We start from the raw sequence: 24,971 nt of genomic DNA, 5'->3' as shown, positions 1-24,971 counted from the left end.
CAAGAACAGGGGGCCCGTCGGGCGCAGACGCGGGCAGGGCAGGTGCCCGCCCGATTCGCCGGGCCAGCGTAGGGCCCCCTGTTCACTCGCCCCATGGCAGCTACCGCCCAAAGTCTCTCCACCCGCCGACGTGCCCACGCGCGCCGCTCACCAGGCACAACGGCCCTCATCACGCGTGGCCGTCGCCGTCCGCGACCGACTTCAGGAGCACGGCAAGCCGGTCCACCACCACCGGCCACCCCGCCAGCCGCACCACCCCACGCCCGTCACCGATCGTCGAAGCGGTCGCCCGCAGCTCCGACAGCCCGAACCCCGCCGCCAGCAGCACACGGTTCAACCGGTCCGCCGCCCCCCGGGCCTCACGCCAGCCCGCCAGGTAGTCCACCCCCGGCGACCACAGCCCGACGTCCACCTCGACCGCGTCCAGGCCGTCGTACAGACCCTCACCCTCAATGCCGCTCACGACAGTCCACCTCTGTCCGGAATCGGGTAACGCATCGTCAACTTGCTTGTGCCAAGCCGGAAGCGCAGCACAACGGCCCCGGATACCATCGGCACCGGGGACCGCCGTGTCCCCTGCCGGGCCACCCCTCGCTTTGGTAGGGCTGATGGGGTGGCCCGGTCTCGGTCTGAGGTTGTTGTGCAGGGTGCAGCCCACGCGTGGGAGGGGAGCCCAACCGTTCACGTGGGCCGCACCCTTCGGCCGGAGGGTCAAACCCGGCCGGTTACCGGACCGCCGCATCCTCCCGACCGCGCGTGGGGAGGTGCTAGGGAGCAGCGGCCGGAGCTCTCTATGGCGAGCTGTCGGCAGACGCACCGTCGAGGTCGAAGCGGGCCCAAACGGTCTTGCCGCCTGGTTCTCCACGCGTCCACCACACGGCATCCGCGAGACGCTGGACGATCAGGAGACCCCGCCCCGTATCGGGCAAGACAGCCTCGGAGAAGTCGGGGGCGAGCTCAGGACAGAGGAGCCCACCCACCGGCAGATCCGGGGGAGTCGAGTCTTCATCGACCACGCCGACGAAAAGCCACTTCGGCCACATCTTGTAGACCACATCGACTCTGCGGGCCCCGCCAGGCTGCGACAAGCAGTCGTCAGGTACCGCATGGGTGACCACGTTGCCGACGAGCTCCGAGACGACGAGCTGAACATCATCGACGAGACGGTCAAGCCGCCAGTCGTCAAGCGTGGCCCGCGTCATGTCGCGTGCGGCGCGGACCGTGTCCGGCGAGTCGATGTAGAGCGTCAACGCCCTGAAACGTCCCGTCGCCGCAGCCAGCGCCGCCATGTCCACGACGGATACCTCTGGAGCGGCCACTTTGCGTTTGCTCTGGTGAGCAGTCACGGTGTTCCCTCCCGAGGTCCGACGGGCCCGGTACTGCGCCGTCCCGTGCCCACGAGTGAAGGGCACCGGCAAGCCGATCGGGAGTGTTCATGAGGGGGTTCACGTGAACACAGGCAAATACAGAGGGGGTTCACCGATGAACCCCCCGGTGCCAAAGTGCTGTGCCACGATGAAACCCAAGCCGTCATTCTCGGGTTGGCAGGGGAGCATGAGCCGAGAGCCGAACGCGCAATTGATCTCTCTTATGGCCGAGGCCGGAGTCTCGAACAAGGGACTCGCGAAACGTATGCGTGATCGTGCGCAGCAGCGCGGGATGAGTCTCGGAACGACCCATGTCGCCGTTCAGCGATGGCGAGACGGCGTCGGTGCACAGCCGCAGACCGCCGCGATCATGGCAGAGGTCATCGGAGCGAAGCTCAGCAGGCGCATTACGCCGACTGATCTCGGATTCGTCGGACCACTCGAACAGGCTGCACCCCAGCCGGTTGCCTACCCCAGCACCGTCCCCGACGTCTTGACCACGCTTGACGGGCTCGCCGAGGAACGAGCCGAGGCACCGGCGGATGGAGGGCTCATCATCGCGGATGCTGACCTCAGTTCCGCCGTCCTGTCGTGGATGGTGGCGCGCCCCGACGGAGTGAGCGTTGATAGACCCGCTTCCCAACGCGTCGGAATGCGCGACGTGTTGGCGATCAGAACGGCCGCAGACATGTTCATGCAGCTCGATTTCAAGTTCGGCGGAGGACACGGGCACAAGGCGCTGCGCCACTACTTCCGCCATGAGGTGCTTCCTCTGCTCAGCGCCAGCTATAGCGAGCGCGTGGGCACCTCGTTATTCGGCGCCGCCGCCGAGATCTCTCAGCTTCTCGCGTGGACGGCGTACGACTCGGGGAACCACCGTCTCGCACACCGCTACCTGACTTCGACACTCCGGCTATCCCAGGTCATCGACGACCGAATGTTCGGCGCCCGCATCCTGTCGAACCTCAGCCACCAGGCCAACTACCTGGGCAACCACGCCCAGGCCATCCAAATGGCCCGAGCTGCCATCGAGGGAGCCAAGGGCAAGGCCACCCCGCGCGCCATGTCGCTCTTCTCAGCGATGGAGGCCCGTGCCTGCTCCAACGCCAACGACCCGATCGGCGCAGGCCGGGCAATGAACGAAGCGGAGCGCTACTTCGAGCGAGTCGACTCGGCGGTTGATCCCGAATGGCTCGGGTACTTCGATTCCGCAGAACTCATGGGCGAGTTCTGTCACTGCTTCCGTGACCTCAAGATGCGCCGTGAATCAGTCGTGCATGCGCAACGAGCCGTGGACGACACCGACCCGAAGTACGCACGCACGCTCGGCTTCTGCCGCATGGTGCTTGCCCAGAGCCAACTACTGAACGGCGAACTTGAAGCCGCCGTCACCACAGCCAGCCTCGCCGTGGACGCTGGAGACTCCCTCCAGTCCGCTCGCTTCCAGCGCTACGTCACCGATTTCCAGGCTGAGGTCAGCACCCATGCAACGAACCCAGTGGTGGCCGCGTTCGACGAGAAGGTGCGTGAAGCGCTCGCCCGGCTGGACGACGAGTAGCGGCTAGACCGGATGCCAGTCGCGCGGCGCGCCGTCGTTCCGCAACCCGGTGATCCGGCGCTGGTACTCGGCCGCCACGCTCTCGCTCTCCTGGACGTTCTGCATGAGCCAGGTCGTCATGCCGAACTCTTGCAGGCCGCGCAGCGTCTCGTAGCCGTGCCAGTCGTACAGGTCCCGACCGTACGCAGCGACGAAGTCGGCGTACTGCTCATCGGTCTGCCACCGAAGGCTGTGATGCTCAACCGACGTGACCATCAGGTCCCACTCGGGGTGATCGAAGCAGAAGAACTCGAAGTCGATCAGGATTACTTGTCCTCGATCGTTCACCATGAGGTTCTGTACGTGGGCATCACCGTGGACAGGCCCCTTCGGCGACTCGAAGCGCAGTTCCGCGAACTTGTCCCGAAGCTCCCGTTCCCGCTTCCGCAAGAACGTCTTGTCGTCAGCTGGTATCACGGCCCGTTGAAGTCGTAGCTCCGCCTTGTCGAACGGTTCGTACGGCGGCAGCTCCAGGCGCTCCGGCACCGTCAGCGAGTGCAGATCACGCAGGACCGCCCCCAGCTCCCCGTACGTAGCCTGCCTGTCTCCCTCGACGATCAGATGCCAGAACGTCACAGGATGCCCGCCGATCAGTAGCGGTTGCTCCAGGTCCTCGATGGCCCGAGTCGCGGGGAACCCCTCCTCGGTCAGCCAGCGCGAGACGGCTACCTCTCGCCGTGCCTTCGGCAACCACTCCACGCCGCGAGCCACGCGGACGATCACCGGGGCCGAAGCTAGCCGGAACAGCGCATTCTCGCCAAGGCGGATCAGCTCCGCACCTCTGTGGTCGAGCCCAGCGGCATGGCACGCGGCAGCCATCACCTGTGCCGCCCCCGCCGAAGTGAACCCCTTGTCCGCCCCCCGAGCAGCGTTCAGCGCCATGCCCGAACCAGCTCCCCTAGTCGCACGCGATCAACCAGCGCACGCCGATGGGTGACCAACCCACGTACGCCGGACACGCCCTCGACCGTATCTGGGAGTAGAGGGTGAATACGAGAGCAGACCAGGACGGGATCACGGTCAGCCGTCGTTGGCCAGCGCCGCCAAGGACAAGGCGGGATCAACGCCCGGCGAATCCCTGGTCCGACCGCACTACCTCTCGTCCAAGAGGCATGAGCGAGATCGGGATGAGCTTGAGATTTGCCCAGCCGAAGGGGATGCCGATGATCGACAAGAAGAGCGGGATGCTCGTGATCAGATGCGCCAGTGCCAGCCACCAACCCGCGAAGATCACCCAGATTACGTTGCCGATGAACGATGGCGCCCCAGCGTTCGGCCGCTCCACTGTGGTCCGGCCGAAAGGCCACAGGACGAAGCCCGCGATACGCAGCGAGGCAATGCCAAACGGAATGGTGACGATGAGGACGAAGCAGATCAGCGCGGCGATCAGGTAGGCGATCGCCATCCAGATGCCGCAGAAGACCAGCCACACGAGGTTCAGCAGCAGGTTGATTAGCTTCATGATCGATACCTCTCCAGGGCGCTCCGCAGACACAGCGTGCCAACACAAGTATCGGCTGGTTACGCGTTCAGGCGGAACCGCAGCGCCCTTGTAGCGTGATCGGAAACGTTCCGAGACGATCCCGTTCGGCCTGGCCGCCTTCCGCATCGGTCTTTACGCGCTCTGGCCGTTCGGCTACACGGTCGTGGAGCGGCCCGACGCGGGCGCCGCGTCCTGCATCGGCAATGTGCTCTGGCTGATCCTGGCGGGCTGGTGGCTCGCCCTCGGCCACATCGTCACGGGCTTCATGCTGTGCCTCACGATCATCGGCATCCCGCTGGGCATCGCGAACTTCAAGCTGATCCCGGTCTCGCTGCTCCCGCTGGGCAAGCAGATCGTGCCGACCGACCAGCCGTTCTACGGTTAGCCGAACCGGTAGCAGAGAGGTCGCGGCCCGGTCGGCGCCCGGTCACCAACCGGTCGGCGGGCGGGAGTTATCCACAGGCTGGGGCGGCTCCGGACCGGATGTCGGTGACGTGGTCCACCATGGAGCCATGACCGAGAACGAGAAGATGTCCCGGCCGTTCCCTGCGGGATGCCACGGCCGGATACGCCGAGCGCGCCGAATATGAGGCCGCGGCCCGCCGGGTGACGGATGGTTCGCGGGCAACCGGCCCGACCGCCCGACCGGTGGGCCCGCCTCGACCGCCCCGACCGGGGCCCGCGTCGCCTCAGCGCCGTCGCACGGCGTACGCGAGCGCCCCCACGGCCAGCACCGCGCTGCCCGCCAGCACCGAGGACGGCGGCAGCGCGAAGGCCAGGAGCAGGCATCCGGCCAGCCCGCAGGCCGGCAGCAGGCGCCCGGTGCGGCCCGAACCGAGCGTCCAGGCCGACGCGTTGGCGATCGCGTAATAGACCAGCACGCCGAACGACGAGAAGCCGATCGCCCCGCGCAGATCGGCCGTCGCCGCCAGCACCGCCACGACCGCGCCCACCGCGACCTCCGCCCGGTGCGGCACCCGGAACCGGGGGTGCACGGCGGCCAGCACGCCCGGCAGATGGCCGTCCCTGGCCATCGCGAGCACCGTGCGCGAGACACCCAGAACGAGCGCGAGCAGGGACCCGAGCGCCGCAACCGCGGCCCCCGCCCGCACCACCGGCACCAGCGCCGGCACGCCCGCCGCCCGTACCGCGTCGGCGAGCGGCGCCGTCGCCCGGCCCAGCCCATCCGCGCCCAGAACGGAAAGGACAGCCACCGCGACACCGACATAGACGGCCAGCGCGATGCCCAGCGCCAGGGGAACGGCGCGCGGGATCGTCCGGGCCGGATCGCGCACCTCCTCACCGAGCGTCGCGATCCGGGCGTACCCGGCGAACGCGAAGAACAGCAGCCCCGCCGCCTGCAGCAGCCCCGCGCCGCCCCCGGACAGCCCCACGTCCAGGTGCCCGGTGCCGGACGAGCCCAGACAGACCGCGACCACCACGGCGAGGACCGCGAGCACCACCGCCACGATCGCCCGCGTCAGCCACGCCGACTTCTGAACACCCCCGTAATTCACGGCGGTCAGCACCACGACGGCCGCCACCGCCACCAGCCGCGCCTGCCCCGGCCAGACGTAGGCGCCCACGGTCAGAGCCATCGCCGCACACGAGGAGGTCTTGCCGACGACGAAGCCCCAGCCCGCCAGATAGCCCCAGAACGGCCCCAGCCGCTCCCGCCCGTACACATAGGTGCCACCGGACGCGGGATAGCGGGCGGCGAGCCGCGCCGAGGACATGGCGTTGCAGTACGCCACGGCCGCGGCCAGCGCCAGGGCGGCCAGCAGCCCGGTCCCGGCCGCGCCGGCCGCCGGGGCGAGCGCGGCGAAAATACCCGCCCCGACCATCGACCCGAGGCCGATGACCACGGCGTCGAACACGCCGAGCGTGCGGCGCAGCTCCTGTGTCATGGGCCGCACCTTAATCATCTGCGCAACCGGGCAAGGGACGCGGAACGTCTTCCGGAACGACACCACATGAAAGGCAGGTTCAGGACATGGGCATCGTGAGCTGGATCATCCTCGGCCTGCTCGCCGGAGCGATCGCCAAGATTCTGCTCCCCGGGCGCGATCCGGGCGGCCTGATCGGTACGACCGTCATAGGCATAGCGGGCGCGTTCGTCGGCGGCTGGATCTCGGCGCGCTGGCTGGACCGACCCATTGCCAACCACTTCTACGACGGCGCCACTTGGGCGTCGGCCATCGGCGGCTCGCTCGTGCTGCTGATCGTCTACCGAATACTCTTCGGCAACTCGCGAGAGCGCCGCTGAGGCTGCTGACTCGCTCCACTCGCTCGTCAGCTCAGGCCGGTCTCGCGGATGGTCAGGTTGAGGCGGCCGGTGGGCAGGCCGGTGGCCGGACCGCCCGTGCCCGGCAGGACCTTCGGTACGCCGTGGAAGGCGAAGCGCGAGGGGCCGCCGAAGACGAAGAGGTCGCCCGACGCCAGCTCCACGTCGGTGTAGGGGCGGCCCCGGTCCTCGGTGTTGCCGAACCGGAAGACGCAGCTGTCGCCGATGCTGAGGGAGACCACGGGTGCGCCGGACCGCTCGTCCTTGTCCTGGTGCATGCCCATCCGCGCGTCGCCGTCGTAGAAGTTGATCAGCGCGGTGTCGGGGGAGTATCCGTCCCCGGCGGCGGGGTCGTCGTACGCGTCGGCCAGCGCGGCGCGTCCCAGCGCGGCGAGCCAGTCGGGGAACCCGGCGACGGGCAGGCCGTTCACGTCGTCGGCGGTGCGGGTGTACCGGTAGGGCTGCCAGTGCCAGCCGACGCACACCGTCTGCACGGACATGACACCGCCGCCCGGCAGCCGGGTGTGCCGAATGGGTACGGGCCCGCGCGCCCACTCCCGGCAGGCCGCCACCAACTCGCGCTGGCGGTCCGGCGGGAGCCACCCCGGTACGTGCACGGCGCCGGGTGCGACGACGGCGCGCGGCCGGGGAAACAGCGTGTCGCTCACCCGACGGGGCGCCCGACGCCGCCGGTAACCGCGCCTTCGGCGGTCAGCGCGCCTTCGAGCCGCAGCAGCTGCTCCTTGCGCTCCAGCCCGCCCGCGTAGCCCTTGAGGGTGCCGTCGGAGCCGATGACGCGGTGGCAGGGGCGTACGACCAGCAGGGGGTTGCGCCCGATGGCCGTGCCGATCGCGCGCACCTTCACCGAGGAGGCACCGAGGCGCCGGGCGATCTCCCCGTACGAGGTGGTGGTCCCGTACGGGATCGCGTCGAGCTCCGCCCAGACCTGCCGCTGGAAGTCGGTGCCCGCGCCGGGCGCGTACGGGATGTCGAAGCGGGTCAGCTCGCCGGAGAAGTACGCTCGCAGCTGGCGGACGATCTCCTCGAAGGCCTCCGGCGCCCGCCGCCAGCCGTCCCGGACGGCGGCGCCGCCCTTCTGGCCGGGCATGGACAGCGAGACCAGCGCGGTCCCGCCCCTGACGGCGGGGGCTTCCTCACCGACGAGAAGCAGTTCGCCCAGGGGGCTGTCGAGGGTCGCGTAGACGGTCATCGCACGTTCCTTTCCTCGCGTACGAGATCGAGTCTGCGACCCCCGCCCGTGCCGTGCTGGCGGAAATCGGACAGCGCGTCCGTGGGGTCAGCGGTAGTTCACGAACTGCAGCGCGAAGTCGAAGTCCTGGCCCTTGAGCAGTGCCTGGACGGCCTGGAGGTCGTCGCGGCTCTTGGAGGTGACACGCAGCTCCTCGCCCTGGACCTGGGCCTTGACGCCCTTGGGGCCCTCGTCGCGGATGACCTTGGCGACCTTCTTGGCGTTCTCCTGGGAGATGCCCTCCTGGATGGTCGCGAAGATCTTGTACTCCTTGCCGGACAGCTGCGGCTCGCCGGCGTCCAGCGCCTTGAGCGAGATCCCGCGCTTGATCAGCTTGGACTGGAAGACGTCGAGGATCGCGGTGACGCGGTCCTCGGAGTTGGCCTCCATCAGGATCTTCTCGCCGGACCAGGCGATCGACGCGCCGACGTTCTTGAAGTCGTAGCGCTGCGAGATCTCCTTCGCGGCCTGGTTGAGGGCGTTGTCGACCTCCTGCCGCTCGACCTTCGAGACGATGTCGAAACTGGAGTCGGCCATGTCCTGTGGCTCCTTGTATCGGGTGCGTGGGGGTACGGCCTCGCTGCCGGACCTACTGCCCCAAAGCCTAGCCACCCGTGCCCGCGCGAAGCGCTGATCAATCGGGTGGCGAAGCACCCCTGGGCATCAGGTATCGTTTACGTCGTTGCCAGGGAGCACCGCGAAAACGGTGAGCCGCACGGCGACATCCCATGGCGGTGTGCCCGAGTGGCCAATGGGAGCGGACTGTAAATCCGTCGGCTTAGCCTACCCAGGTTCGAATCCTGGCGCCGCCACGCGATGCAAGACCCCCGTTGAACTGCGGAAACGCAGCTCGACGGGGGTCTTCTCGTTGTCTGAGTGCGATCTTCGACCGGAGTCGAAGGTGAGTGGGCTGTCTCACTCTCGTTCGGTCAGATCCGGGGGCTGGCCAGGGCGTGTGGGCCATACGCGGGCCGAGTTGCCAGCTGCCGCCCCGCGCGGCGGCAGGCGTGTGCTCGTCGACCACGGCGGACGAGGGGGGCGTCGGACACGTACAGCTGCTGTCCGCCGGATTCGGCCCGCCGAACTGAAGCCGATGGGTGCGGTCGCCCCGGGCAACCTCGACGGGGTCGGGGTGATCGGCGCCGAGGTCCGGCTCGACGGCCACGGGGTCGTGCGCGTTGAGCAGAAGTTCGGCGGCCCTCATAGTGACGCGGCCATTCAAAGCGCCGCCACGCGGCGGGACTTCGGGCCGCCGGTGAAGGTCTCGGCTCCGGAGGTGAGTTGAACGATCCCCGGCGGGGTCGGATTCCGGGAATCCAGGCCGCGTGGGTGCGTGGAGCGCCAAGTGCGAGCCTTTTCGGGGCGAAGGTGATGTCGAGTCCATCAACTTCGCTGTAGACGGGGCTCGTTAAAGGGGAGAGGGCGGGCGACAGTCGCGCCCCGCCTCCGCCGGACGACATTTCCATGGGGCGTCTCCCGTCTCGTATCGGTGAAATGCGCATTATGTGGCCATGGCGAAGGGTGGCGATTGAAGAGGCGAGTCCTGTGGCGGCGGTCCGCGTCTTTCAGGAGCGGCAGACTTTCTCCCGACGTCGGGCTGTAACGGCAATCTGACGTTCCGTGCCGCGAGCGGTGAGTATGGAATTGGCATATGCCATCCATACGGCGACCCGGCGCGGCGTATTACGGCACCGCCGACACCGTGAGGAGGCATGTGCACGTCTGTGACGTGCACAGATTCGGTCATGTTGAGTTCTGTCATCAAGGACGCCGGCGCCCACTACATAGCTGAGGTGATGTTTGCGATCACCGCAGTGGTTGTCGGGGTGCTGCGGTCCATGTGGCGTCGAAGGCCGCGAATGGTCCGCCATGCGGGAGGCTCGGCATCCGAAGGCCCCCTCGAAGGGCCATCGGGTACCTCGCGACTGCGCGCGACCGAACGCGACTCTTCGCCGAATATGTCGTCCAAAGGACGACGAGGGGAGTCGTCATGAAGACGACGCGTGTCGCACGTCGTGCGCAGTATCCCGAAGCGGAGTACAACCGGGACCGCGCATGGGGGCGGTTGCTGGAGTCTCCGGGCGGGGTTCGGCGGCATTCCCGGCCCGGGAGTTCGGGATCCGAACCAACGCTGTTGGAAGTCGCCCGCGCTTACGACCGGATCTGCCAGCGGGCTCGCGGGATCATCCAACCCGACGTCGAGGAAACGGATATCCTCGCGACGCTCATGGTCATCCGTATGCTCCGGGACAAACTGGAAAGTGATGAGCTCCAGTTGATCTCCTTGGCGCGGACCAAACGGATCACCTGGGAGCGCATCGCCGACGCCCTGGAACTGAGCGGACGTCAGTCGGCGGAGCGCCGGCATCTCCAATTGACGCGGGCACAGCGTGCCGACGGCACCCTGCCTCGTACGCAGAGCGAACGGGTGGAGTCCGTACGCGAACATCGCAGCCGACGTGCCGAGAGGGATTGGGCACTGCGTCACGGGGAGTTGATCCGGGATCTGGCCGTCCGGCTCGCTTCCGTCGAAGGGCTTCAGGCGCGCGTCGACCGATCGCACGAGGCTCGGATACTCAACGCTCTGGAGGACTCACGGGAGCGAGGCCCGCAGGAAGACGTAAAGGCCATGCGGCTCGTGTGGCCGCAGGCGCTGCGGGACTGCCTCGCCAGGGACGAACGCTTTCGCACCACTCCACAAAACCGCGGGGAGTTGGCTGCCGACCCTGCCTGGGAGCGCCAGCAGCAGGAGGCCGACAACCTGCACCGACTGCTTGGCTTGATCAGCTATGCCACCAACCCCAGGAATATCGATCTTTCCGACCTGCCGGACCTGTTCCGGGAAATCGTCGACGTCCACGGTGAGTATCAGCAGCAGGCCAGGCTTCGTCGCTGACGGACGAACGAATCCTGGCGCGGCCAGCGGCCAGCGGCCAGCGGCCAGCGGCCATTCGGGTGTTCGAGGACCGTGGCGGCTCCCTCAGTTGCCCGCCACGTCCTTGACCGCCACCGTCACCGGGACCGAGCCGCTGATCAGTTCCAGGGTCAGGCCCGCTGTGGCGGGGGTGTCGAGGAGTTCGGCCAGGGTCGCGGCCACGTCGTCGCGGGGGATCGGGCCCCGGCCTGTCGCGGCGGCGAGGGTGACCAGGCCCTTGCCGGCGTCGTTGGTGAGCATTCCGGGGCGCAGGATCGTCCAGTCGAGGCCGGGGCGGGACCGTACCGCCTCGTCGGCCGAGCCCTTGGCGCGCAGATACGCGTCGAAGACCTCGTCGCCCTCGTGGCGCGGGTCGGCACCCATCGAGGAGACGACGATGTAGCGGCGTACGCCCGCGCGTTCCGCCGCGTCGGCGAACAGGACCGCCGCCGCGCGGTCCACGGTCTCCTTGCGGGCCGCGTCGCTGCCCGGGCCCGCGCCCGCCGCGAACACCGCCGCGTCCGCGCCGTCCAGAGCCGCCGCGACCTCGTCGACGGACGCCGACTCCAGGTCGAGTACGACCGGCTCGGCGCCCGCTTTCCGGAGGGCGTCGGCCTGCTCGGGCTTGCGGATAATGCCCGCGACCTCGTCCCCGCGAGCCGACAGCAGCCGTTCCAGGCGCAGCGCGATCTGACCGTGGCCTCCTGCGATGACAATGCGCATGCTCACGACCGTACGCCGGTGCGCCGCCTCGCGCGCCCCCGCGAGCGGCCACGCGGGTGCGCCACCCGGAGCCCGGCCCGCGCCCCTCACCGATGCCCGCGCCCGGCCCCGCGCCCCCTCACCGGTCCCCGCACCCGGCGCCACGCGCAACGATCACCCCCGTACGCCCCCCTCACGGCCCCCCGTCCGCCCGCCCCTGCCGAGGCAGGTCAAGAGCCACCGCCGCCGCCGAGTCGCAGTACTCCCGTACCGCGCTCGTGCGGGCCACCACGCGGCCGCGGTGGATGACGATGCGGCTGTACGCGAGGGACAGGACGCCCGCGATGCGTTCGCCGCGTACGGCCAGGAGTTCGGCCGGGAAGCCCGCCTCCACGCGGACCTCCGGCAGGCCCATCGCGTCCCGGGCCGCCGTGCTCACCGCGCCGTACGCGTCCTCGGGGCGCAGGCCCGCCTGGGACGCGAGCAGATACGCGGCCTCCAGCGGATCGCCCCGGCCCACCGGGTTGGAGATGTCGCGCAGCGCGCCGCTGCCCGCCGCGACCCGTACGCCCGCCGCCCGCAACATCCGTACGGGAGGTGTTCCCTGACGGTCCGTCATGCCGCAGACGCCCTGCGGCAGGCACACCACCGTGACGCCCGCCGCCGCGAGTTGGTCCGCCGCGCGCGCAACCGCCTCGCGGGGCAGGCGGGACAGGCCCGCGCACGGGCCGATCACCACGCCGGGGCGCAGCCCGCCGCTCATCGCGGCCAGCCGGGCCAGGCGCGCCGGGTCGTCCCCGTCGGTGTGCAGGTCGACCGCGCAGCCGTGCTCGGCGGCGATCTCCAGGACCGCCTCGGTGTACCCGGCGGGGTCGGGGTCGAGATCCGGACACCCGCCGACCACCGACGCGCCCATCTTCACCGCGTCCCGCAGCATCGCGAGCCCGTCCGCGCCCGCCACACCCGTCAGCAGCCGGGGCACCGCCACCACGCTGAGCTCGGCGAGCCCCCGCAGCGACCTGCGGGTCTGCAGCGCGGCCTCCAGCGGCTCCAGACCCCGTACGTCGTCGATGCGCACGTGTGAGCGCAGCGCGGTCGCGCCGTGGCCCAACTGGAGCAGCGCGGCCTCGGTCGCACGCCGCTGGACGTCCTCCGCCGCGTACGAGACCGGCCCCTCGGGGCCGAACGCGGTCAGCGCCGTGTCGCTGTGCGCGTGCGGCTCGGCGGGGGCCGGGAGCAGCAGGAAGCCGTTCAGGTCGACCCGGGAGAAGTGGGCGGCGAGGCTGCCCGCCGTGCCGACGGCCTCGATCCGGCCGCCGCCGAGCCGGACGTCCACGGTCCGGCCGTCGGCGAGCCGGGCGCCGGAGAGCAGGAGCGTGGCGGCGGCCTCGGCGGGGCCGTCCCCGGTGCCGGGTGAGTGCGCCGGCTGCGACTGGCTGTCGGACATCGCGCTCCAGGTGGTCCTCGGGCCCCGCGGGGCTTCAGGGCAAGATCACGCAGCGTGATCCGAGCCTAGGGGCGCGCCCCTCGCGCAACGAGGAGGAGCGAAATAGTCGTACCGGTGTGGGCACGAGTGGCCTACGGGACGGGTGGGGCGAAGCGGGGCCAAGGGGGTGGCCGGGAGGTGGCCCGGGGGTCGCGCCCGGGGTTACGTCCGGGGTCCGCCCGGGGGTCGTGCCCAGGGTGACGTCCGGGGTTCGCCCGGAGAGCCTCCGTGCGCCGCGTCCGGAGATCGCCTCCAGGTGCGCCCGTACGCAGGATTCCGTTGGCCGTCCCCTCGCGAAGGGCGCTCGCCCGCCCGCCGCCCCAGCCGCCCCACCTGCCTCTGGAGCCGCCTCATCCGCCCCGCGCGCCGCACCCGCCCCCTACGGGGGCCACCCCGGCGGCGGGCCTCTCCAGCCCCTCCCGGCGGCCCCGCGAAACGGATTTGGGCGATCGGCGACCGACCGTGTAATGTCTTCATCGCTCGCCCCAATAGCTCAGTCGGTAGAGCGTCTCCATGGTAAGGAGAAGGTCTACGGTTCGATTCCGTATTGGGGCTCTGGTGAGAGGGTCCCCGCCCACAAGCGGGGACTTGATCATCAAAGCGGTGTAGCTCAGTCGGTAGAGCAAGCGGCTCATAATCGCTGTGTCACCGGTTCAAGTCCGGTCACCGCTACTCCAAGTAGCACCAGTAGCCGATTGTGGGGTCGGTCTCCCGATCGGCTACTCTTTTATGCGTTCATCCGTCTATCCGTCCGTCAAGGAGCACTCACGTGGCTGCCACCGACGTCCGCCCGAAGATCACGCTGGCCTGCGTGGAGTGCAAGGAGCGGAACTACATCACCAAGAAGAACCGGCGTAACAACCCGGACCGCCTTGAGATGAAGAAGCACTGCCCGCGCTGCAACTCGCACACCGCGCACCGCGAGACCCGCTAATCACGGGTTTAGCATTCAGGCTCGTACGAGAGGCCGTTCCCTGTACCGGGGAGCGGCCTCTCGTCGTTCCTGCGCAGCCGCCCAGTAGCCTCGCTGCTCAGCGGTGACGTTCCACACACCCTGAGCAGATGTCCCCAGCCGACACCCCTACCCCCGGGGTCCCGACAGCAGGAGGTTGTGAGCCCATGGCGCTCGACCAGTCCTTCGTGGGGCGGACCTATCCGCCCACCGCGCCGTACGAGGTCGGCCGGGAGAAGATCCGCGAATTCGCCGAGGCCGTGGGGGACGCCAACCCCGCGTACACCGACCCGGAGGCCGCCAAGGCGCTCGGGCACCCGGACGTGATCGCGCCGCCGACCTTTGTGTTCGCCATCACCTTCCAGGCGGCGGGCGTCGTCGTCCAGGACCCGCAGCTGGGCCTGGACTACAGCCGGGTCGTGCACGGCGACCAGAAGTTCGCGTACCGGCGCCCGGTGCGGGCGGGGGACCGGCTCACCGTGAGCCAGACCATCGAGGCCGTGAAGTCGCTCGCGGGCAACGACATCGTGGACATCCGCGGCGAGGTCCACGACGAGGCGGGCGAGCACGTCGTGACCGCCTGGATCAAGCTCGTGTCCCGCGCGGCCGAGGGGGAGTGACGATGACCGCCAAGATCCGTTACGAGGACGTCGAGGCCGGCACCGAGCTGCCCGCGCAGTCCTTCCCCGTGACTCGCGACACACTCGTCCGGTACGCCGGTGCCTCGGGTGACTTCAATCCGATCCACTGGAACGAGAAGTTCGCCAAGGAGGTCGGGCTGCCGGACGTCATCGCGCACGGCATGTTCACCATGGCCTCGGCGATCCGCGTCGTGACCGACTGGGCCGGTGACCCGGCGGCGGTCGTCGAGTACGGGGTGCGCTTCACCAAGCCGGTCGTCGTGCCGAACGACGGCACGGGCGCGCTCATCGAGGTCAGCGCCAAGGTCGCGGCCAAGCTGGACGACGAGGCGCGTACGGTCCGGGTCGACCTGACCGCGATGTGCGCCGGCCAGAAGGTCCTGGGCATGTCGCGCGCGGTGGTCGCGCTCGCCTGACCCGCATACGAGCGGTACGGGAGCGGCCGTCGGGGAAGACCCCGGCGGCCGCTTTCGTCGTCCCGTACGAGCCGCCCCGCACGCGTCCCGACGTACCGCTTGACAAAGTTAGTTATTGGCCACTAACTTCAGCTGCATGGTCAGGATGAGCGCGGAAGAGAGGCGCGAGAGCGTCATTCGGGCGGCGATGAGCGAGTTCGCTCACCGCGGCTACTACGGAACGTCCACCGAGGCGATCGCCAAACGCGTGGGTGTCTCGCAGCCGTACCTGTTCCGGCTCTTCCCGAACAAGCCCGCGATCTTCCTCGCCGCGACGCACCGCTGCATGGAGGACACGGTCAAGATGTTCGCCGAGGCGGCCGAGGGGTTGCACGGCGAGGAGGCGGTGCACGCGATGGCGAGCGCGTACACGCAGGTCATCGCCGACGAGCCCGAGCGGCTGCTCATGCAGATGCAGGTCTACGTGGCGGTCGCCGCGGCCGAGGCGGCGGGGGACCACACCTTCGGCGAGGCCGTCCGGCGCGACTGGATGGACCTGTGGGACACGGTCAGCGTCCCGCTGGAGGGCTACGAGGACACGACCACGTTTCTGGCCTACGGCATGCTCATCAACAACCTGGTGGCGATGGGGTTCCCGCCCGAGCACCGGGTCTGGGCGGACGTCTATCCGTCCGCGCAGGTCAAGAGCCCGCAGGAGAAGTAGTTCCGGGGGTGGCCGCACACAGGGGGCTCGCGGTGGCGATGTTCCGGCGCATACCTGTGGCCACGAAAGTTAGTAATGCATAACTAACCAACCGTCCAACAGGGGAAGCGATGTCCGAGCAAGGAACGTCCGAGCAGGGAACGGGAACGGCCCGTCGCGGGAGTGCGGCATGGGCCCTGGTCATCACCAGCGTCGCCGGGTTCATGGCGGCGCTCGACAACCTCGTCGTCACCACGGCCCTGCCGTCCATCCGCGAGGACCTCGGCGGAGCGCTCGACGACCTGGAGTGGACGGTCAGCGCGTACACCCTCACCTTCGCCGTCCTGCTGATGTTCGGCGCGGCGCTGGGTGACCGGTTCGGCCGCCGGAAGCTGTTCATCACCGGCCTGACGGTCTTCACCGGGGCGTCCGCCGCCGCGGCGCTCGCGCCCGGCATCGACGGTCTGGTCGCCGCGCGTGCGGTCCAGGGCGTCGGCGCGGCGATCATGATGCCGCTCACCCTGACGCTGCTCACGGCGGCGGTCCCGGCCGCCAAGCGCGGGATGGCGTTCGGGATATGGGGCGCCGTCAACGGCCTCGCCGTCGCGAGCGGCCCGCTCATCGGCGGCGCGCTGACCGAGCACTTCTCCTGGCAGTGGATCTTCTGGCTGAACGTTCCGCTCGGGCTGATCGCGCTCCCGCTGGCGCGGCTGCGGCTGTCGGAGTCGTACGGGTCCGGGGCGCGGCTCGACGCCCTCGGCACGGTGCTCGCGAGCGGTGGGCTCTTCGGGATCGTCTACAGCCTGATCCGGGGCAACATCGACGGCTGGACCAGCGCGACCGTGCTCACCGGGCTCATCGTCGGCACGCTGCTGCTCGGCGCCTTCGTCCGCCACGGGATGCGCGCCGAGGCGCCGCTGCTGCCGATGCGGCTCTTCCGCAGCCGCGCGTTCTCGGCGATCAACCTGTCCAGCCTGCTGATGTACGTCGGGATGTTCGGCTCGATCTTCCTGCTCAGCCAGTTCCTCCAGGGCGTGCTCGGCTACTCGCCGACCGAGGCCGGGCTGCGGATGCTGCCGTGGACCGGGATGCCGCTGCTGGTCGCGCCGGTCGCGGGCATCCTGTCCGACCGGATCGGCGGGCGGCCGGTGGTGGCGGTCGGGCTCGCGCTCCAGGCCGTCGGGCTCGGCTGGTTCGCCGTGATCATGTCGACGAGCGTGTCGTACACGGCGCAGCTGCCGGCGCTGATCGTCAGCGGCGCCGGGATGGCGCTGTACTTCGCGCCCGCCGCGAACCTGGTGATGTCCAGCGTGCGGCCCTCGGAGCAGGGCATCGCGTCCGGGGCCAACAACGCGCTGCGGGAGGTCGGCGGCTCGCTCGGCGTCGCCGTCCTGGCGGCGGTCTTCTCGGCCCAGGGCGGCTACACCTCCGGCCAGGCCTTCGTGGACGGGCTGCGGCCCGCGCTGTGGGTGGGCGCGGGAGCGGTCGCCCTGGCCGCGCTGAGCGCCCTGTGCCTGCCGCGCCGGACGGCCGCGGCCCAGGCGGAGGTGCCGTCGGGAGCGGCTCGGGAGGACGTGCTGGTGGGGTGACGGGGGAGTGGTCGGTGGAGGCGGGGGTCGCGGCCTGGGGGCGCGGCCCCCGCCCCCTTCACGCGCGTGTGGTGGATGAAAGCGGCTACGCGCGCGTAGTGGCCGGGACACCGCACCGTGTTGTCCGCGGACAACACCCCCCGCCGCCACGCGCGCGTATGTGCCGGTCGGGGTCGCGACCCCGGTCACCCGCCCCCTCACCACCCGCCCCGTACGCTGGACCCCGTGCAGGTACTTCACGACGCTCCCCTCGCCCCCCTCACCACCTTCCGGCTCGGCGGGCCGGCCGACCGGCTCGTTGTGGCCGGGACCGACGACGAGGTGATCGCGGCCGTACGCGAGGCCGACGAGAGCCGGACGCCGCTGCTCGTCGTCGGTGGCGGCAGCAATCTGCTCATCGGGGACAAGGGGTTCGCCGGGACCGCGCTGCGGATCGCCACCACGGGCTTCTCCCTCGACGGCACGCGGCTCGAAGTGGCCGCGGGCGAGGTCTGGACCGACACCGTGACCCGCACCGTCGAGGCCGGGCTCGCCGGGATCGAGTGCCTGGCCGGGATCCCCGGGTCGGCCGGGGCCACCCCCATCCAGAACGTGGGTGCGTACGGCCAGGAGGTCTCCGCCACGATCAGCGAGGTCGTCGCGTACGACCGGGTCGAGCGGGCCACGGTCACGCTCCCCAACTCCGCCTGCGCCTTCTCGTACCGCCACAGCCTCTTCAAGGCGCACCCCGAGCGTTACGTGGTGCTGCGGGTCCGGTTCGAGCTTGAGGACGCGGGCGGGCTCTCCGCGCCGATCAAGTACCCCGAGACCGCGCGGGCGCTCGGCGTCGAGGCGGGCGACCGCGTTCCGGCCGCCACCGCGCGCGAGACGGTGCTCAAGCTGCGGGCCGGCAAGGGCATGGTGCTCGACCCGGAGGACCACGACACCTGGTCGGCCGGGTCGTTCTTCACCAACCCCATCCTCGGCGAGGCCGAGTTCACGGCCTTCCTCGCGCGCGTGCACGACCGGCTCGGCGCGGACGTCGCCCCGCCCGCGTTCCCCGTCGGCGACGGGCGGACCAAGACCTCGGCCGCCTGGCTCATCGACAAGGCCGGGTTCACCAAGGGCTACGGCACCGGCCCCGCCCGCATCTCCACCAAGCACACCCTCGCCCTGACCAACCGCGGCGGCGCCACCACCGAGGACCTGCTGGCCCTCGCCCGCGAGGTCGTCGCGGGCGTGGAGCAGGCGTTCGGGGTGACGCTGGTCAACGAGCCGGTGACGGTGAACGCGGAGATCTAGGCCGGGCGGCACAGGCCCCCGTACGTACTACGTACGTACCTAGTACGCCACGCACACCCCCTGCTTCACCGTCGCCGCGTCGTCGATCATGCTCAGCATCGCGTGGGCCACGTCGGCGCGGCCGATGCTGCGGGCGCTGCGCGGGGTCCCGGCGATGGCCTTGCGGTACGTGCCGGTCAGCGGCTTGTCGACCAGGCGGACCGGGCGTACGGACGTCCAGTCCAGGGCCGAGGACGCCAGCTCCGACTCCATCCGGCGCAGGTCGGCGTAGACGTCCTTGAAGAAGACGTTGACGAGCGTCAGCGTGAGGCGGTCGAGGAACGGGTCGTCCGGCGCGTCCGGGCCGACCGGCCCCGCGCTGACCACCAGCAGGCGGCGCGTCCCCTCCGCGTCCATCGCCGTCACGATCGAACGGGTCAGCCGGGCCGCGATACCGGCCGCCGCGTCCGCGCGCTTGTTGGCGCCCAGGCCCGAGAGGACCGCGTCCCGGCCCGCCACGGCCGGGCGCAGGCTCTCGGGGTCGGAGAGGTCGCCCCGGAGGATTTCGAGGCCCGGTCCGCTGAGCGTGCACCGCGCGGGATCCCGTACCACCGCCGTGACCTGGTGTTCGGCGGCCAGCGCCTGCTGGACGACCTGCCGGCCGATTCTGCCCGTCGCACCGAAAACCGTGAGCTTCATGACGTCTCCCCCCGGTGGGTAAGTGCTTTCTCGCCACTAGAGTGCCGCGTTCGCGCCGTCGGCGGCCCGCACTTGCCCACCTGGAGGGGCCTGGACGCCCGTTCCGCGGGCCGAACAGGCCACCGACCGCTCACGGCCGGTGCGCCGACGTCTACGCCGTCAGCCAGGCGTCCACGCCCGCCAGGAGCCGCTTCTTCACCTCGTCCGGCGCCGCCGACCCCCGCACCGACTGCCGTGCGAGTTCGGCCAGTTCGGCGTCCGTGAAGGCGTGGTGGCGGCGGGCGATCTCGTACTGCGCGGCCAGCCGGGAGCCGAACAGGAGCGGGTCGTCGGCGCCGAGCGCCAGTGGCACGCCCGCCTCGTACAGCGTGCGCAGCGGGACGTCCTCGGGTTTCTCGTAGACGCCGAGCGCCACGTTCGAGGCGGGGCAGACCTCGCAGGTGATCCCGCGCTCGGCCAGGCGCCGCAGCAGCCGGGGGTCCTCGGCGGCCCGCACCCCGTGGCCCACGCGGGACGCGTGCAGGTCGTCCAGGCAGTCCCGCACGGAGGAGGGGCCGGTCAGCTCGCCCCCGTGCGGCGCGGCCAGCAGCCCGCCCTCGCGCGCGATGGCGAAGGCGCGGTCGAAGTCCCTTGCCATGCCCCGGCGTTCGTCGTTGGAGAGCCCGAAGCCGACCACGCCCCGATCCGCGTAGCGGACGGCGAGCCGGGCCAGGGTGCGGGCGTCCAGCGGGTGCTTCATCCGGTTCGCGGCGACCACCACGCGCATCCCGAGCCCGGTCTCGCGCGACGCCGAGTCGACCGCGTCGAGGATGACCTCAAGGGCCGGGATGAGCCCGCCCAGCATCGGCGCGTACGACGTCGGGTCGACCTGGATCTCCAGCCAGCCGCAGCCGTCCCGCACGTCCTCCTCGGCGGCCTCCCGTACGAGCCGCTGGATGTCCTCGGGGGCGCGCAGGCACGACCTGGCGATGTCGTAGAGCCGCTGGAAGCGGAACCAGCCCCGCTCGTCGGTGGCCCGCAGCTTCGGCGGCTCGCCGCTGGTCAGCGCGTCGGGCAGATGCACGCCGTACTTGTCGGCGAGCTCCAGCAGGGTCGTGGGGCGCATCGACCCCGTGAAGTGCAGGTGCAGATGGGCCTTCGGCAGATCAGTTACGTCGCGAACGTGCTCCATTGAAGGATCTTGCCGCACGCCACTGACATCCGACAGCCCCTTTCCCCGATCGGGACCTTGCCCGAACGCAGAAACGGTCACCGACTCACGTGAGTCGGTGACCGTTGGGCGACAGGAGCGACTCAGTCGCGGGCCTCGGCCAGCAGCTTCTGGATGCGCGAGACGCCCTCGACCAGGTCCTCGTCGCCGAGCGCGTACGAAAGGCGCAGGTAGCCCGGCGTGCCGAAGGCCTCGCCCGGGACGACCGCGACCTCGACCTCGTCCAGGATCAGCGCGGCGAGCTCGACCGAGGTCTGCGGGCGCTTGCCGCGGATCTCCTTGCCGAGCAGGCCCTTCACCGAGGGGTACGCGTAGAACGCGCCCTCGGGGGTCGGGCAGATGACGCCGTCGATCTCGCTGAGCATCTTCACCATGGTCTGGCGGCGGCGGTCGAACGCCTTGCGCATCTCGGCGACCGCGTCGAGGTTGCCGGAGACCGCCGCGATGGCCGCGACCTGCGAGACGTTGGCGACGTTGGACGTGGCGTGCGACTGGAGGTTGGTCGCGGCCTTGACGACGTCCTTGGGGCCGATGACCCACCCGACCCGCCAGCCGGTCATCGCGTACGTCTTGGCGACGCCGTTGACCACGATGCACTTGTCGCGCAGCTCGGGCAGGATCGCGGGCAGCGACACGGAGACCGCGTCCCCGTAGACGAGGTGTTCGTAGATCTCGTCGGTGAGCACCCACAGGCCGTGCTCGACGGCCCACTCGCCGATCGCCTCGGTCTCGGCGCGGGTGTAGACCGAGCCGGTCGGGTTGGACGGGGAGACGAAGAGGACGACCTTCGTCTTCTCCGTACGGGCCGCCTCCAGCTGCTCGACCGAGACCCGGTAACCCGTGGTCTCGTCGGCGACGACCTCGACCGGGACACCGCCCGCGAGGCGGATCGACTCCGGGTAGGTGGTCCAGTACGGGGCCGGGACGATGACCTCGTCGCCCGGGTCCAGGATCGCCGCGAACGCCTCGTAGATCGCCTGCTTGCCGCCGTTGGTCACCAGGATCTGGGACGGGTCGACCTCGTAGCCGGAGTCGCGCAGGGTCTTTTCGGCGATGGCCTTCTTGAGCTCGGGCAGGCCGCCGGCCGGGGAGTAGCGGTGGTACTTGGGGTCGTGGCAGGCCGCGGCGGCCGCCTCGACGATGTAGTCCGGAGTCGGGAAGTCGGGCTCGCCGGCGCCGAAGCCGATCACCGGACGCCCGGCGGCCTTGAGGGCCTTGGCCTTGGCGTCGACGGCGAGGGTCGCGGACTCGGAGATCGCGCCGATACGGGCGGACACCCGGCGCTCGGTGGGAGGAGTTGCAGCGCTCATACGGCCATCGTCGCAGACCTGTCGGGGCCGGGGTACACGGGTTTCATGGACCGGACGGGGCAGTTGCACAGTGCGTCGATCGCGTCCGTACGGAGCTGTCAGGAGCTATCTGTTCGACGCCGGGCGCCGGACCACGTACACTCACCTGTCGTTGGCCTCCGCCGATCGAATCCACTCCGGGCACTCGGTGCACTCGGTTGGATGCGGTAGGTTGGGGGAGCCACAAAGGGTCGTAGCTCAATTGGTAGAGCACTGGTCTCCAAAACCAGCGGTTGGGGGTTCAAGTCCCTCCGGCCCTGCTACACACACCTTCGCCAGGATGTGTGCGCATGTACGTACTTCTATGCACCGCCGTGCGGCTCCACCGGGCGCGGCACGGCCACGACCCGGAATCAGGTGAGAAGCGTGACGGACGCCGTGGGCTCCATCGACATGCCTGATGCCCAGGACGAGGCCGCCGAGTCCAAGGACGCCAAGAAGAAGGCCCGCAAGGGCGGTAAGCGCGGCAAGAAGGGCCCCCTGGGCCGTCTCGCGCTCTTCTACCGGCAGGTCGTCGCCGAACTCCGCAAGGTTGTCTGGCCGACGCGCAACCAGTTGTCGACGTACACCACCGTGGTGATCGTGTTCGTCGTCATCATGATCGGCATCGTGACCGTGATCGACTCCGGATTCCAGCACGTCGTCAAGTACGTCTTCGGCTGATCCGCCGCGTAAGGGCGCCCACCCGGCGCCTTTTTCGCATTTGTTCCACCCATCTGTAGCCAGGAAGAAGCAGCCACGTGTCTGACCCGAACCTGAACGACGCCATCGAGTCGGCGGAGTCCGTGGAGGACCAGATCGACATCGTCGAGGCGGCGGACGCCGTGGACCCGGACCAGGCCGAGACTGCCGACGCCGAGGCGGGCGAGCCGGCCGAGGAAGCCGCGCTCCACGTCGAGGACGAGGACGAGCTGGAGGCCGAGGAGGCCGCCGACGTCGTGTCCGAGGACGCCGACGTCGAGGAAGCCGCTGAGGACGAGGCTCCCGCGGAGCCCGCCGCGCCCGTCGACCCGGTCGAGGCCCTGCGCCAGGAGCTGCGCGGTCTGCCCGGCGAGTGGTACGTCATCCACACGTACGCCGGTTACGAGAAGCGTGTGAAGGCCAACCTCGAACAGCGTGCCGTCTCGCTGAACGTCGAGGAGTTCATCTACCAGGCCGAGGTCCCCGAAGAGGAGATCGTCCAGATCAAGAACGGCGAGCGCAAGAACGTCCGGCAGAACAAGCTGCCCGGTTACGTTCTCGTCCGCATGGATCTGACGAACGAGTCCTGGGGCGTCGTCCGCAACACGCCTGGCGTCACCGGCTTCGTGGGCAACGCCTACGACCCGTACCCGCTGACCCTGGACGAGATCGTCAAGATGCTCGCCCCGGAGGCCGAGGAGAAGGCCGCCCGCGAGGCCGCCGAGGCCGAGGGCAAGCCGGCTCCGGCCCGCAAGGTCGAGGTCCAGGTCCTGGACTTCGAGGTCGGCGACTCGGTCACCGTCACCGACGGCCCGTTCGCGACGCTGCAGGCCACGATCAACGAGATCAACGCCGACTCGAAGAAGGTCAAGGGCCTCGTCGAGATCTTCGGCCGCGAGACCCCGGTCGAGCTCAGCTTCGACCAGATCCAGAAGAACTAGTTCTTAACTGGTTCTTCTCGGAACCCCGTCTTCCGAACAGGTCAGACCGGCTCTTCAAAGCCTGTCTGACCTGCTCGGTTTTTAGCCGCACAGGGATACCCGTTATCGTTGTGCGGTATGCCTCCATCCGGATGATCGGATGCAGGCGGTTCACTCTCACTAGGACCCGGAGAGAGCAATGCCTCCCAAGAAGAAGAAGGTCACGGGGCTTATCAAGCTCCAGATCAACGCCGGTGCGGCGAACCCGGCTCCGCCGGTCGGCCCCGCGCTCGGTCAGCACGGCGTCAACATCATGGAGTTCTGCAAGGCCTACAACGCCGCGACCGAGTCGCAGCGTGGCTGGGTGATCCCGGTGGAGATCACGGTCTACGAGGACCGCTCCTTCACCTTCATCACCAAGACGCCGCCGGCCGCGAAGATGATCCTCAAGGCCGCTGGTGTCGAGAAGGGCTCCGGCGAGCCCCACAAGACCAAGGTCGCGAAGATCACCGAGGCCCAGGTCCGCGAGATCGCCACGACGAAGCTCGCCGACCTGAACGCCAACGACCTGGACGCCGCGTCCAAGATCATCGCTGGCACCGCCCGTTCCATGGGCATCACGGTCGAGGGCTGATCTCAGCCTTCCCCGCCACGCGGCGGTAGCCGCGAGGCGACAGAACTCCAGTGGTAGGGCCAAGCGCTGGCCCGCACCACGACTCCATGCCTGAACCAACACAGGAGCAGAAGTGAAGCGCAGCAAGACTCTCCGCGCTGCGGACGCCAAGATCGTCGCGGACAAGCTGTACGCGCCGCTCGAGGCCGTTCGTCTCGCCAAGGAGACCTCCTCGACCAAGTTCGACGGCACCGTCGAGGTCGCCTTCCGCCTGGGTGTCGACCCGCGCAAGGCCGACCAGATGGTCCGTGGCACCGTGAACCTTCCGCACGGCACCGGTAAGACCGCCCGGGTCCTGGTCTTCGCGACCGGTGACCGTGCCGAGGCCGCGCGTGCCGCGGGCGCCGACATCGTCGGCTCCGACGAGCTCATCGACGAGGTTGCGAAGGGCCGTCTGGACTTCGACGCCGTCGTCTCCACCCCGGACCTCATGGGCAAGGTCGGCCGCCTCGGCCGCGTGCTCGGTCCGCGTGGTCTGATGCCGAACCCGAAGACCGGCACGGTCACCCCCGACGTCGCCAAGGCGGTCGAGGAGATCAAGGGCGGCAAGATCGAGTTCCGCGTCGACAAGCACTCGAACCTGCACTTCATCATCGGCAAGGTGTCCTTCGACGACGCCAAGCTGGTGGAGAACTACGGCGCCGCGCTGGAGGAGATCCTCCGTCTGAAGCCGTCCGCCGCCAAGGGCCGCTACATCAAGAAGGCCACCATCACCACCACGATGGGCCCCGGCATCGCGCTGGACTCCAACCGCACCCGTAACCTCCTCGTCGAGGAGGACCCGGCCGCGGTCTGAGCCTCACCGCTCTAACGGCTG

The 24,971-nt window shown here is 69.6% G+C and carries 27 protein-coding genes, 4 tRNA genes and 1 pseudogene; 19 read left to right on the top strand and 13 right to left on the bottom strand.

The genetic code is table 11. The features are described from left to right. Positions 1–169: 169 nt before the first annotated feature. Entirely contained in the window at positions 170–463 is a 294-nt protein-coding gene (locus ACT1U9_RS12625) for a hypothetical protein (protein ID WP_444538407.1), read from the bottom strand. A 328-nt stretch (positions 464–791) separates the two neighbouring features. Beyond that, positions 792–1,346, bottom strand: a complete 555-nt coding sequence (locus ACT1U9_RS12620) for an ATP-binding protein (protein ID WP_444538406.1) — start codon at positions 1,344–1,346, stop codon at positions 792–794. A 208-nt stretch (positions 1,347–1,554) separates the two neighbouring features. Here ACT1U9_RS12620 and ACT1U9_RS12615 point away from each other — a divergent pair, with 208 nt between their 5' ends. After that, the gene (locus tag ACT1U9_RS12615) at positions 1,555–2,925 is read left to right on the top strand and encodes a sporulation protein (RefSeq protein WP_444538405.1); all 1,371 of its coding nucleotides are present in this window, start codon (positions 1,555–1,557) and stop codon (positions 2,923–2,925) included. Between the two features lie 3 nt (positions 2,926–2,928). Here ACT1U9_RS12615 and ACT1U9_RS12610 read toward each other — a convergent pair whose 3' ends face one another. Further along, positions 2,929–3,846 (bottom strand): aminoglycoside phosphotransferase family protein, encoded by a 918-nt coding sequence (locus tag ACT1U9_RS12610; protein WP_444538404.1) that lies wholly within the window; start codon positions 3,844–3,846, stop codon positions 2,929–2,931. A 178-nt stretch (positions 3,847–4,024) separates the two neighbouring features. Continuing rightward, on the bottom strand, positions 4,025–4,426 hold the full coding sequence (locus ACT1U9_RS12605) for a YccF domain-containing protein (RefSeq protein ID WP_444538403.1): 402 nt from the start codon (positions 4,424–4,426) through the stop codon (positions 4,025–4,027). A 118-nt stretch (positions 4,427–4,544) separates the two neighbouring features. On the opposite strand from ACT1U9_RS12605, the pseudogene ACT1U9_RS12600 reads away from it, so the two are divergent. Further along, a pseudogene (locus ACT1U9_RS12600) lies at positions 4,545–4,832 on the top strand (YccF domain-containing protein); the annotation flags it as partial. A 304-nt stretch (positions 4,833–5,136) separates the two neighbouring features. Here ACT1U9_RS12600 and ACT1U9_RS12595 read toward each other — a convergent pair. Beyond that, complete coding sequence (locus ACT1U9_RS12595; protein WP_444538402.1) at positions 5,137–6,354, bottom strand: APC family permease; 1,218 nt, start codon at positions 6,352–6,354, stop codon at positions 5,137–5,139. A gap of 86 nt (positions 6,355–6,440) precedes the next feature. Between ACT1U9_RS12595 and ACT1U9_RS12590 the strand changes: the two genes are divergently transcribed. Then, positions 6,441–6,713 carry a GlsB/YeaQ/YmgE family stress response membrane protein gene (locus tag ACT1U9_RS12590; protein ID WP_444538401.1) on the top strand — a complete coding sequence of 91 codons (273 nt, stop codon included), beginning with the start codon at positions 6,441–6,443 and terminating at the stop codon, positions 6,711–6,713. Between the two features lie 26 nt (positions 6,714–6,739). Here the strand turns inward: ACT1U9_RS12590 and ACT1U9_RS12585 are convergent, their stop codons facing one another. The 3 genes from ACT1U9_RS12585 to ACT1U9_RS12575 form a co-directional block, all read right to left on the bottom strand. After that, positions 6,740–7,399 (bottom strand): alpha-ketoglutarate-dependent dioxygenase AlkB family protein, encoded by a 660-nt coding sequence (locus tag ACT1U9_RS12585; protein WP_444538400.1) that lies wholly within the window; start codon positions 7,397–7,399, stop codon positions 6,740–6,742. After that, a complete protein-coding gene (locus ACT1U9_RS12580) occupies positions 7,396–7,941 on the bottom strand; it encodes a methylated-DNA--[protein]-cysteine S-methyltransferase (protein WP_444538399.1) in 546 nt (181 codons plus the stop codon). The genes ACT1U9_RS12585 and ACT1U9_RS12580 overlap by 4 nt, the downstream gene beginning before the upstream one ends. Before the next feature lie 87 nt (positions 7,942–8,028). After that, positions 8,029–8,517 carry a YajQ family cyclic di-GMP-binding protein gene (locus ACT1U9_RS12575; protein WP_444538398.1) on the bottom strand — a complete coding sequence of 163 codons (489 nt, stop codon included), beginning with the start codon at positions 8,515–8,517 and terminating at the stop codon, positions 8,029–8,031. A gap of 193 nt (positions 8,518–8,710) precedes the next feature. On the opposite strand from ACT1U9_RS12575, the gene ACT1U9_RS12570 reads away from it, so the two are divergent. From ACT1U9_RS12570 to ACT1U9_RS12560, 3 genes are all read left to right on the top strand, one after another. Beyond that, positions 8,711–8,792: transfer RNA gene (locus tag ACT1U9_RS12570), tRNA-Tyr, on the top strand. A gap of 281 nt (positions 8,793–9,073) precedes the next feature. Next, positions 9,074–9,265 (top strand): hypothetical protein, encoded by a 192-nt coding sequence (locus ACT1U9_RS12565; protein WP_444538397.1) that lies wholly within the window; start codon positions 9,074–9,076, stop codon positions 9,263–9,265. Between the two features lie 705 nt (positions 9,266–9,970). Continuing rightward, positions 9,971–10,876 (top strand): hypothetical protein, encoded by a 906-nt coding sequence (locus tag ACT1U9_RS12560; protein WP_444538396.1) that lies wholly within the window; start codon positions 9,971–9,973, stop codon positions 10,874–10,876. Positions 10,877–10,960: 84 nt separating this feature from the next. Here ACT1U9_RS12560 and ACT1U9_RS12555 read toward each other — a convergent pair whose 3' ends face one another. Further along, on the bottom strand, positions 10,961–11,617 hold the full coding sequence (locus tag ACT1U9_RS12555; RefSeq protein WP_444538395.1) for an SDR family oxidoreductase: 657 nt from the start codon (positions 11,615–11,617) through the stop codon (positions 10,961–10,963). 172 nt (positions 11,618–11,789) lie between these two features. Further along, positions 11,790–13,043 carry an amidohydrolase family protein gene (locus tag ACT1U9_RS12550; protein ID WP_444538394.1) on the bottom strand — a complete coding sequence of 418 codons (1,254 nt, stop codon included), beginning with the start codon at positions 13,041–13,043 and terminating at the stop codon, positions 11,790–11,792. Positions 13,044–13,564: 521 nt separating this feature from the next. On the opposite strand from ACT1U9_RS12550, the gene ACT1U9_RS12545 reads away from it, so the two are divergent. From ACT1U9_RS12545 to ACT1U9_RS12510, 8 genes are all read left to right on the top strand, one after another. Then, positions 13,565–13,637, top strand: a tRNA-Thr gene (locus ACT1U9_RS12545). A 44-nt stretch (positions 13,638–13,681) separates the two neighbouring features. Beyond that, positions 13,682–13,754: transfer RNA gene (locus tag ACT1U9_RS12540), tRNA-Met, on the top strand. A 97-nt stretch (positions 13,755–13,851) separates the two neighbouring features. After that, entirely contained in the window at positions 13,852–14,016 is a 165-nt protein-coding gene (gene rpmG, locus ACT1U9_RS12535; RefSeq protein WP_003956487.1) for a 50S ribosomal protein L33, read from the top strand. Positions 14,017–14,201: 185 nt separating this feature from the next. Then, entirely contained in the window at positions 14,202–14,654 is a 453-nt protein-coding gene (locus tag ACT1U9_RS12530) for a MaoC family dehydratase N-terminal domain-containing protein (RefSeq protein ID WP_361430741.1), read from the top strand. Between the two features lie 2 nt (positions 14,655–14,656). Beyond that, positions 14,657–15,091, top strand: a complete 435-nt coding sequence (locus ACT1U9_RS12525; protein ID WP_188276415.1) for a MaoC family dehydratase — start codon at positions 14,657–14,659, stop codon at positions 15,089–15,091. Positions 15,092–15,227: 136 nt separating this feature from the next. Then, positions 15,228–15,794 (top strand): TetR/AcrR family transcriptional regulator, encoded by a 567-nt coding sequence (locus tag ACT1U9_RS12520; RefSeq protein WP_444538393.1) that lies wholly within the window; start codon positions 15,228–15,230, stop codon positions 15,792–15,794. Between the two features lie 110 nt (positions 15,795–15,904). Further along, positions 15,905–17,362: a DHA2 family efflux MFS transporter permease subunit gene (locus ACT1U9_RS12515; RefSeq protein ID WP_444538392.1), complete on the top strand. Its 1,458-nt coding sequence runs from the start codon at positions 15,905–15,907 to the stop codon at positions 17,360–17,362. A gap of 225 nt (positions 17,363–17,587) precedes the next feature. Next, positions 17,588–18,643 (top strand): UDP-N-acetylmuramate dehydrogenase, encoded by a 1,056-nt coding sequence (locus tag ACT1U9_RS12510; RefSeq protein WP_444538391.1) that lies wholly within the window; start codon positions 17,588–17,590, stop codon positions 18,641–18,643. A gap of 39 nt (positions 18,644–18,682) precedes the next feature. On the opposite strand, the gene ACT1U9_RS12505 is transcribed toward ACT1U9_RS12510, so the two are convergent. The 3 genes from ACT1U9_RS12505 to ACT1U9_RS12495 form a co-directional block, all read right to left on the bottom strand. Beyond that, positions 18,683–19,321: an NAD(P)-dependent oxidoreductase gene (locus tag ACT1U9_RS12505; protein WP_444538390.1), complete on the bottom strand. Its 639-nt coding sequence runs from the start codon at positions 19,319–19,321 to the stop codon at positions 18,683–18,685. 151 nt (positions 19,322–19,472) lie between these two features. Continuing rightward, positions 19,473–20,492, bottom strand: coding sequence for an adenosine deaminase (locus ACT1U9_RS12500; protein ID WP_444538389.1), 1,020 nt, complete (start codon positions 20,490–20,492; stop codon positions 19,473–19,475). Positions 20,493–20,614: 122 nt separating this feature from the next. Next, entirely contained in the window at positions 20,615–21,841 is a 1,227-nt protein-coding gene (locus tag ACT1U9_RS12495; protein ID WP_444538388.1) for a pyridoxal phosphate-dependent aminotransferase, read from the bottom strand. A gap of 226 nt (positions 21,842–22,067) precedes the next feature. Here ACT1U9_RS12495 and ACT1U9_RS12490 point away from each other — a divergent pair. The 5 genes from ACT1U9_RS12490 (at position 22,068) to rplA (ending at position 24,950) form a co-directional block, all read left to right on the top strand. After that, positions 22,068–22,140 (top strand) — tRNA-Trp (locus ACT1U9_RS12490). Between the two features lie 106 nt (positions 22,141–22,246). Then, on the top strand, positions 22,247–22,543 hold the full coding sequence (gene secE, locus ACT1U9_RS12485; protein WP_444538387.1) for a preprotein translocase subunit SecE: 297 nt from the start codon (positions 22,247–22,249) through the stop codon (positions 22,541–22,543). Positions 22,544–22,620: 77 nt separating this feature from the next. Then, positions 22,621–23,502 carry a transcription termination/antitermination protein NusG gene (gene nusG / locus ACT1U9_RS12480; RefSeq protein ID WP_444538386.1) on the top strand — a complete coding sequence of 294 codons (882 nt, stop codon included), beginning with the start codon at positions 22,621–22,623 and terminating at the stop codon, positions 23,500–23,502. 178 nt (positions 23,503–23,680) lie between these two features. Continuing rightward, the gene (rplK, locus tag ACT1U9_RS12475; protein WP_053731185.1) at positions 23,681–24,115 is read left to right on the top strand and encodes a 50S ribosomal protein L11; all 435 of its coding nucleotides are present in this window, start codon (positions 23,681–23,683) and stop codon (positions 24,113–24,115) included. A 112-nt stretch (positions 24,116–24,227) separates the two neighbouring features. Beyond that, positions 24,228–24,950, top strand: coding sequence for a 50S ribosomal protein L1 (rplA, locus tag ACT1U9_RS12470; protein WP_188276406.1), 723 nt, complete (start codon positions 24,228–24,230; stop codon positions 24,948–24,950). Positions 24,951–24,971: the final 21 nt, after the last annotated feature.

Source organism: Streptomyces sp. BR1 (genome assembly GCF_052373795.1).
In the GTDB taxonomy this organism is placed as follows: domain Bacteria; phylum Actinomycetota; class Actinomycetes; order Streptomycetales; family Streptomycetaceae; genus Streptomyces.
The sequence above is the reverse complement of the archived record's forward strand: the minus strand, read 5'-3'. Positions and strand labels throughout refer to the sequence as shown.

Excerpts from the sequence above, each read along its gene's own strand:
- ACT1U9_RS12615 (WP_444538405.1), top strand. The coding sequence starts at position 1,555 with ATGAGCCGAGAGCCGAACGCGCAATTGATCTCTCTTATGGCCGAGGCC.
- ACT1U9_RS12610 (WP_444538404.1), bottom strand. The coding sequence starts at position 3,846 with ATGGCGCTGAACGCTGCTCGGGGGGCGGACAAGGGGTTCACTTCGGCG.
- ACT1U9_RS12605 (WP_444538403.1), bottom strand. The coding sequence starts at position 4,426 with ATGAAGCTAATCAACCTGCTGCTGAACCTCGTGTGGCTGGTCTTCTGC.
- ACT1U9_RS12595 (WP_444538402.1), bottom strand. The coding sequence starts at position 6,354 with ATGACACAGGAGCTGCGCCGCACGCTCGGCGTGTTCGACGCCGTGGTC.
- ACT1U9_RS12590 (WP_444538401.1), top strand. The coding sequence starts at position 6,441 with ATGGGCATCGTGAGCTGGATCATCCTCGGCCTGCTCGCCGGAGCGATC.
- ACT1U9_RS12580 (WP_444538399.1), bottom strand. The coding sequence starts at position 7,941 with ATGACCGTCTACGCGACCCTCGACAGCCCCCTGGGCGAACTGCTTCTC.
- ACT1U9_RS12575 (WP_444538398.1), bottom strand. The coding sequence starts at position 8,517 with ATGGCCGACTCCAGTTTCGACATCGTCTCGAAGGTCGAGCGGCAGGAG.
- ACT1U9_RS12565 (WP_444538397.1), top strand. The coding sequence starts at position 9,074 with ATGGGTGCGGTCGCCCCGGGCAACCTCGACGGGGTCGGGGTGATCGGC.
- ACT1U9_RS12560 (WP_444538396.1), top strand. The coding sequence starts at position 9,971 with ATGAAGACGACGCGTGTCGCACGTCGTGCGCAGTATCCCGAAGCGGAG.
- ACT1U9_RS12555 (WP_444538395.1), bottom strand. The coding sequence starts at position 11,617 with ATGCGCATTGTCATCGCAGGAGGCCACGGTCAGATCGCGCTGCGCCTG.
- ACT1U9_RS12550 (WP_444538394.1), bottom strand. The coding sequence starts at position 13,043 with ATGTCCGACAGCCAGTCGCAGCCGGCGCACTCACCCGGCACCGGGGAC.
- ACT1U9_RS12530 (WP_361430741.1), top strand. The coding sequence starts at position 14,202 with ATGGCGCTCGACCAGTCCTTCGTGGGGCGGACCTATCCGCCCACCGCG.
- ACT1U9_RS12525 (WP_188276415.1), top strand. The coding sequence starts at position 14,657 with ATGACCGCCAAGATCCGTTACGAGGACGTCGAGGCCGGCACCGAGCTG.
- ACT1U9_RS12520 (WP_444538393.1), top strand. The coding sequence starts at position 15,228 with ATGGTCAGGATGAGCGCGGAAGAGAGGCGCGAGAGCGTCATTCGGGCG.
- ACT1U9_RS12515 (WP_444538392.1), top strand. The coding sequence starts at position 15,905 with ATGTCCGAGCAAGGAACGTCCGAGCAGGGAACGGGAACGGCCCGTCGC.
- ACT1U9_RS12505 (WP_444538390.1), bottom strand. The coding sequence starts at position 19,321 with ATGAAGCTCACGGTTTTCGGTGCGACGGGCAGAATCGGCCGGCAGGTC.
- ACT1U9_RS12500 (WP_444538389.1), bottom strand. The coding sequence starts at position 20,492 with ATGGAGCACGTTCGCGACGTAACTGATCTGCCGAAGGCCCATCTGCAC.
- ACT1U9_RS12495 (WP_444538388.1), bottom strand. The coding sequence starts at position 21,841 with ATGAGCGCTGCAACTCCTCCCACCGAGCGCCGGGTGTCCGCCCGTATC.
- rplK (WP_053731185.1), top strand. The coding sequence starts at position 23,681 with ATGCCTCCCAAGAAGAAGAAGGTCACGGGGCTTATCAAGCTCCAGATC.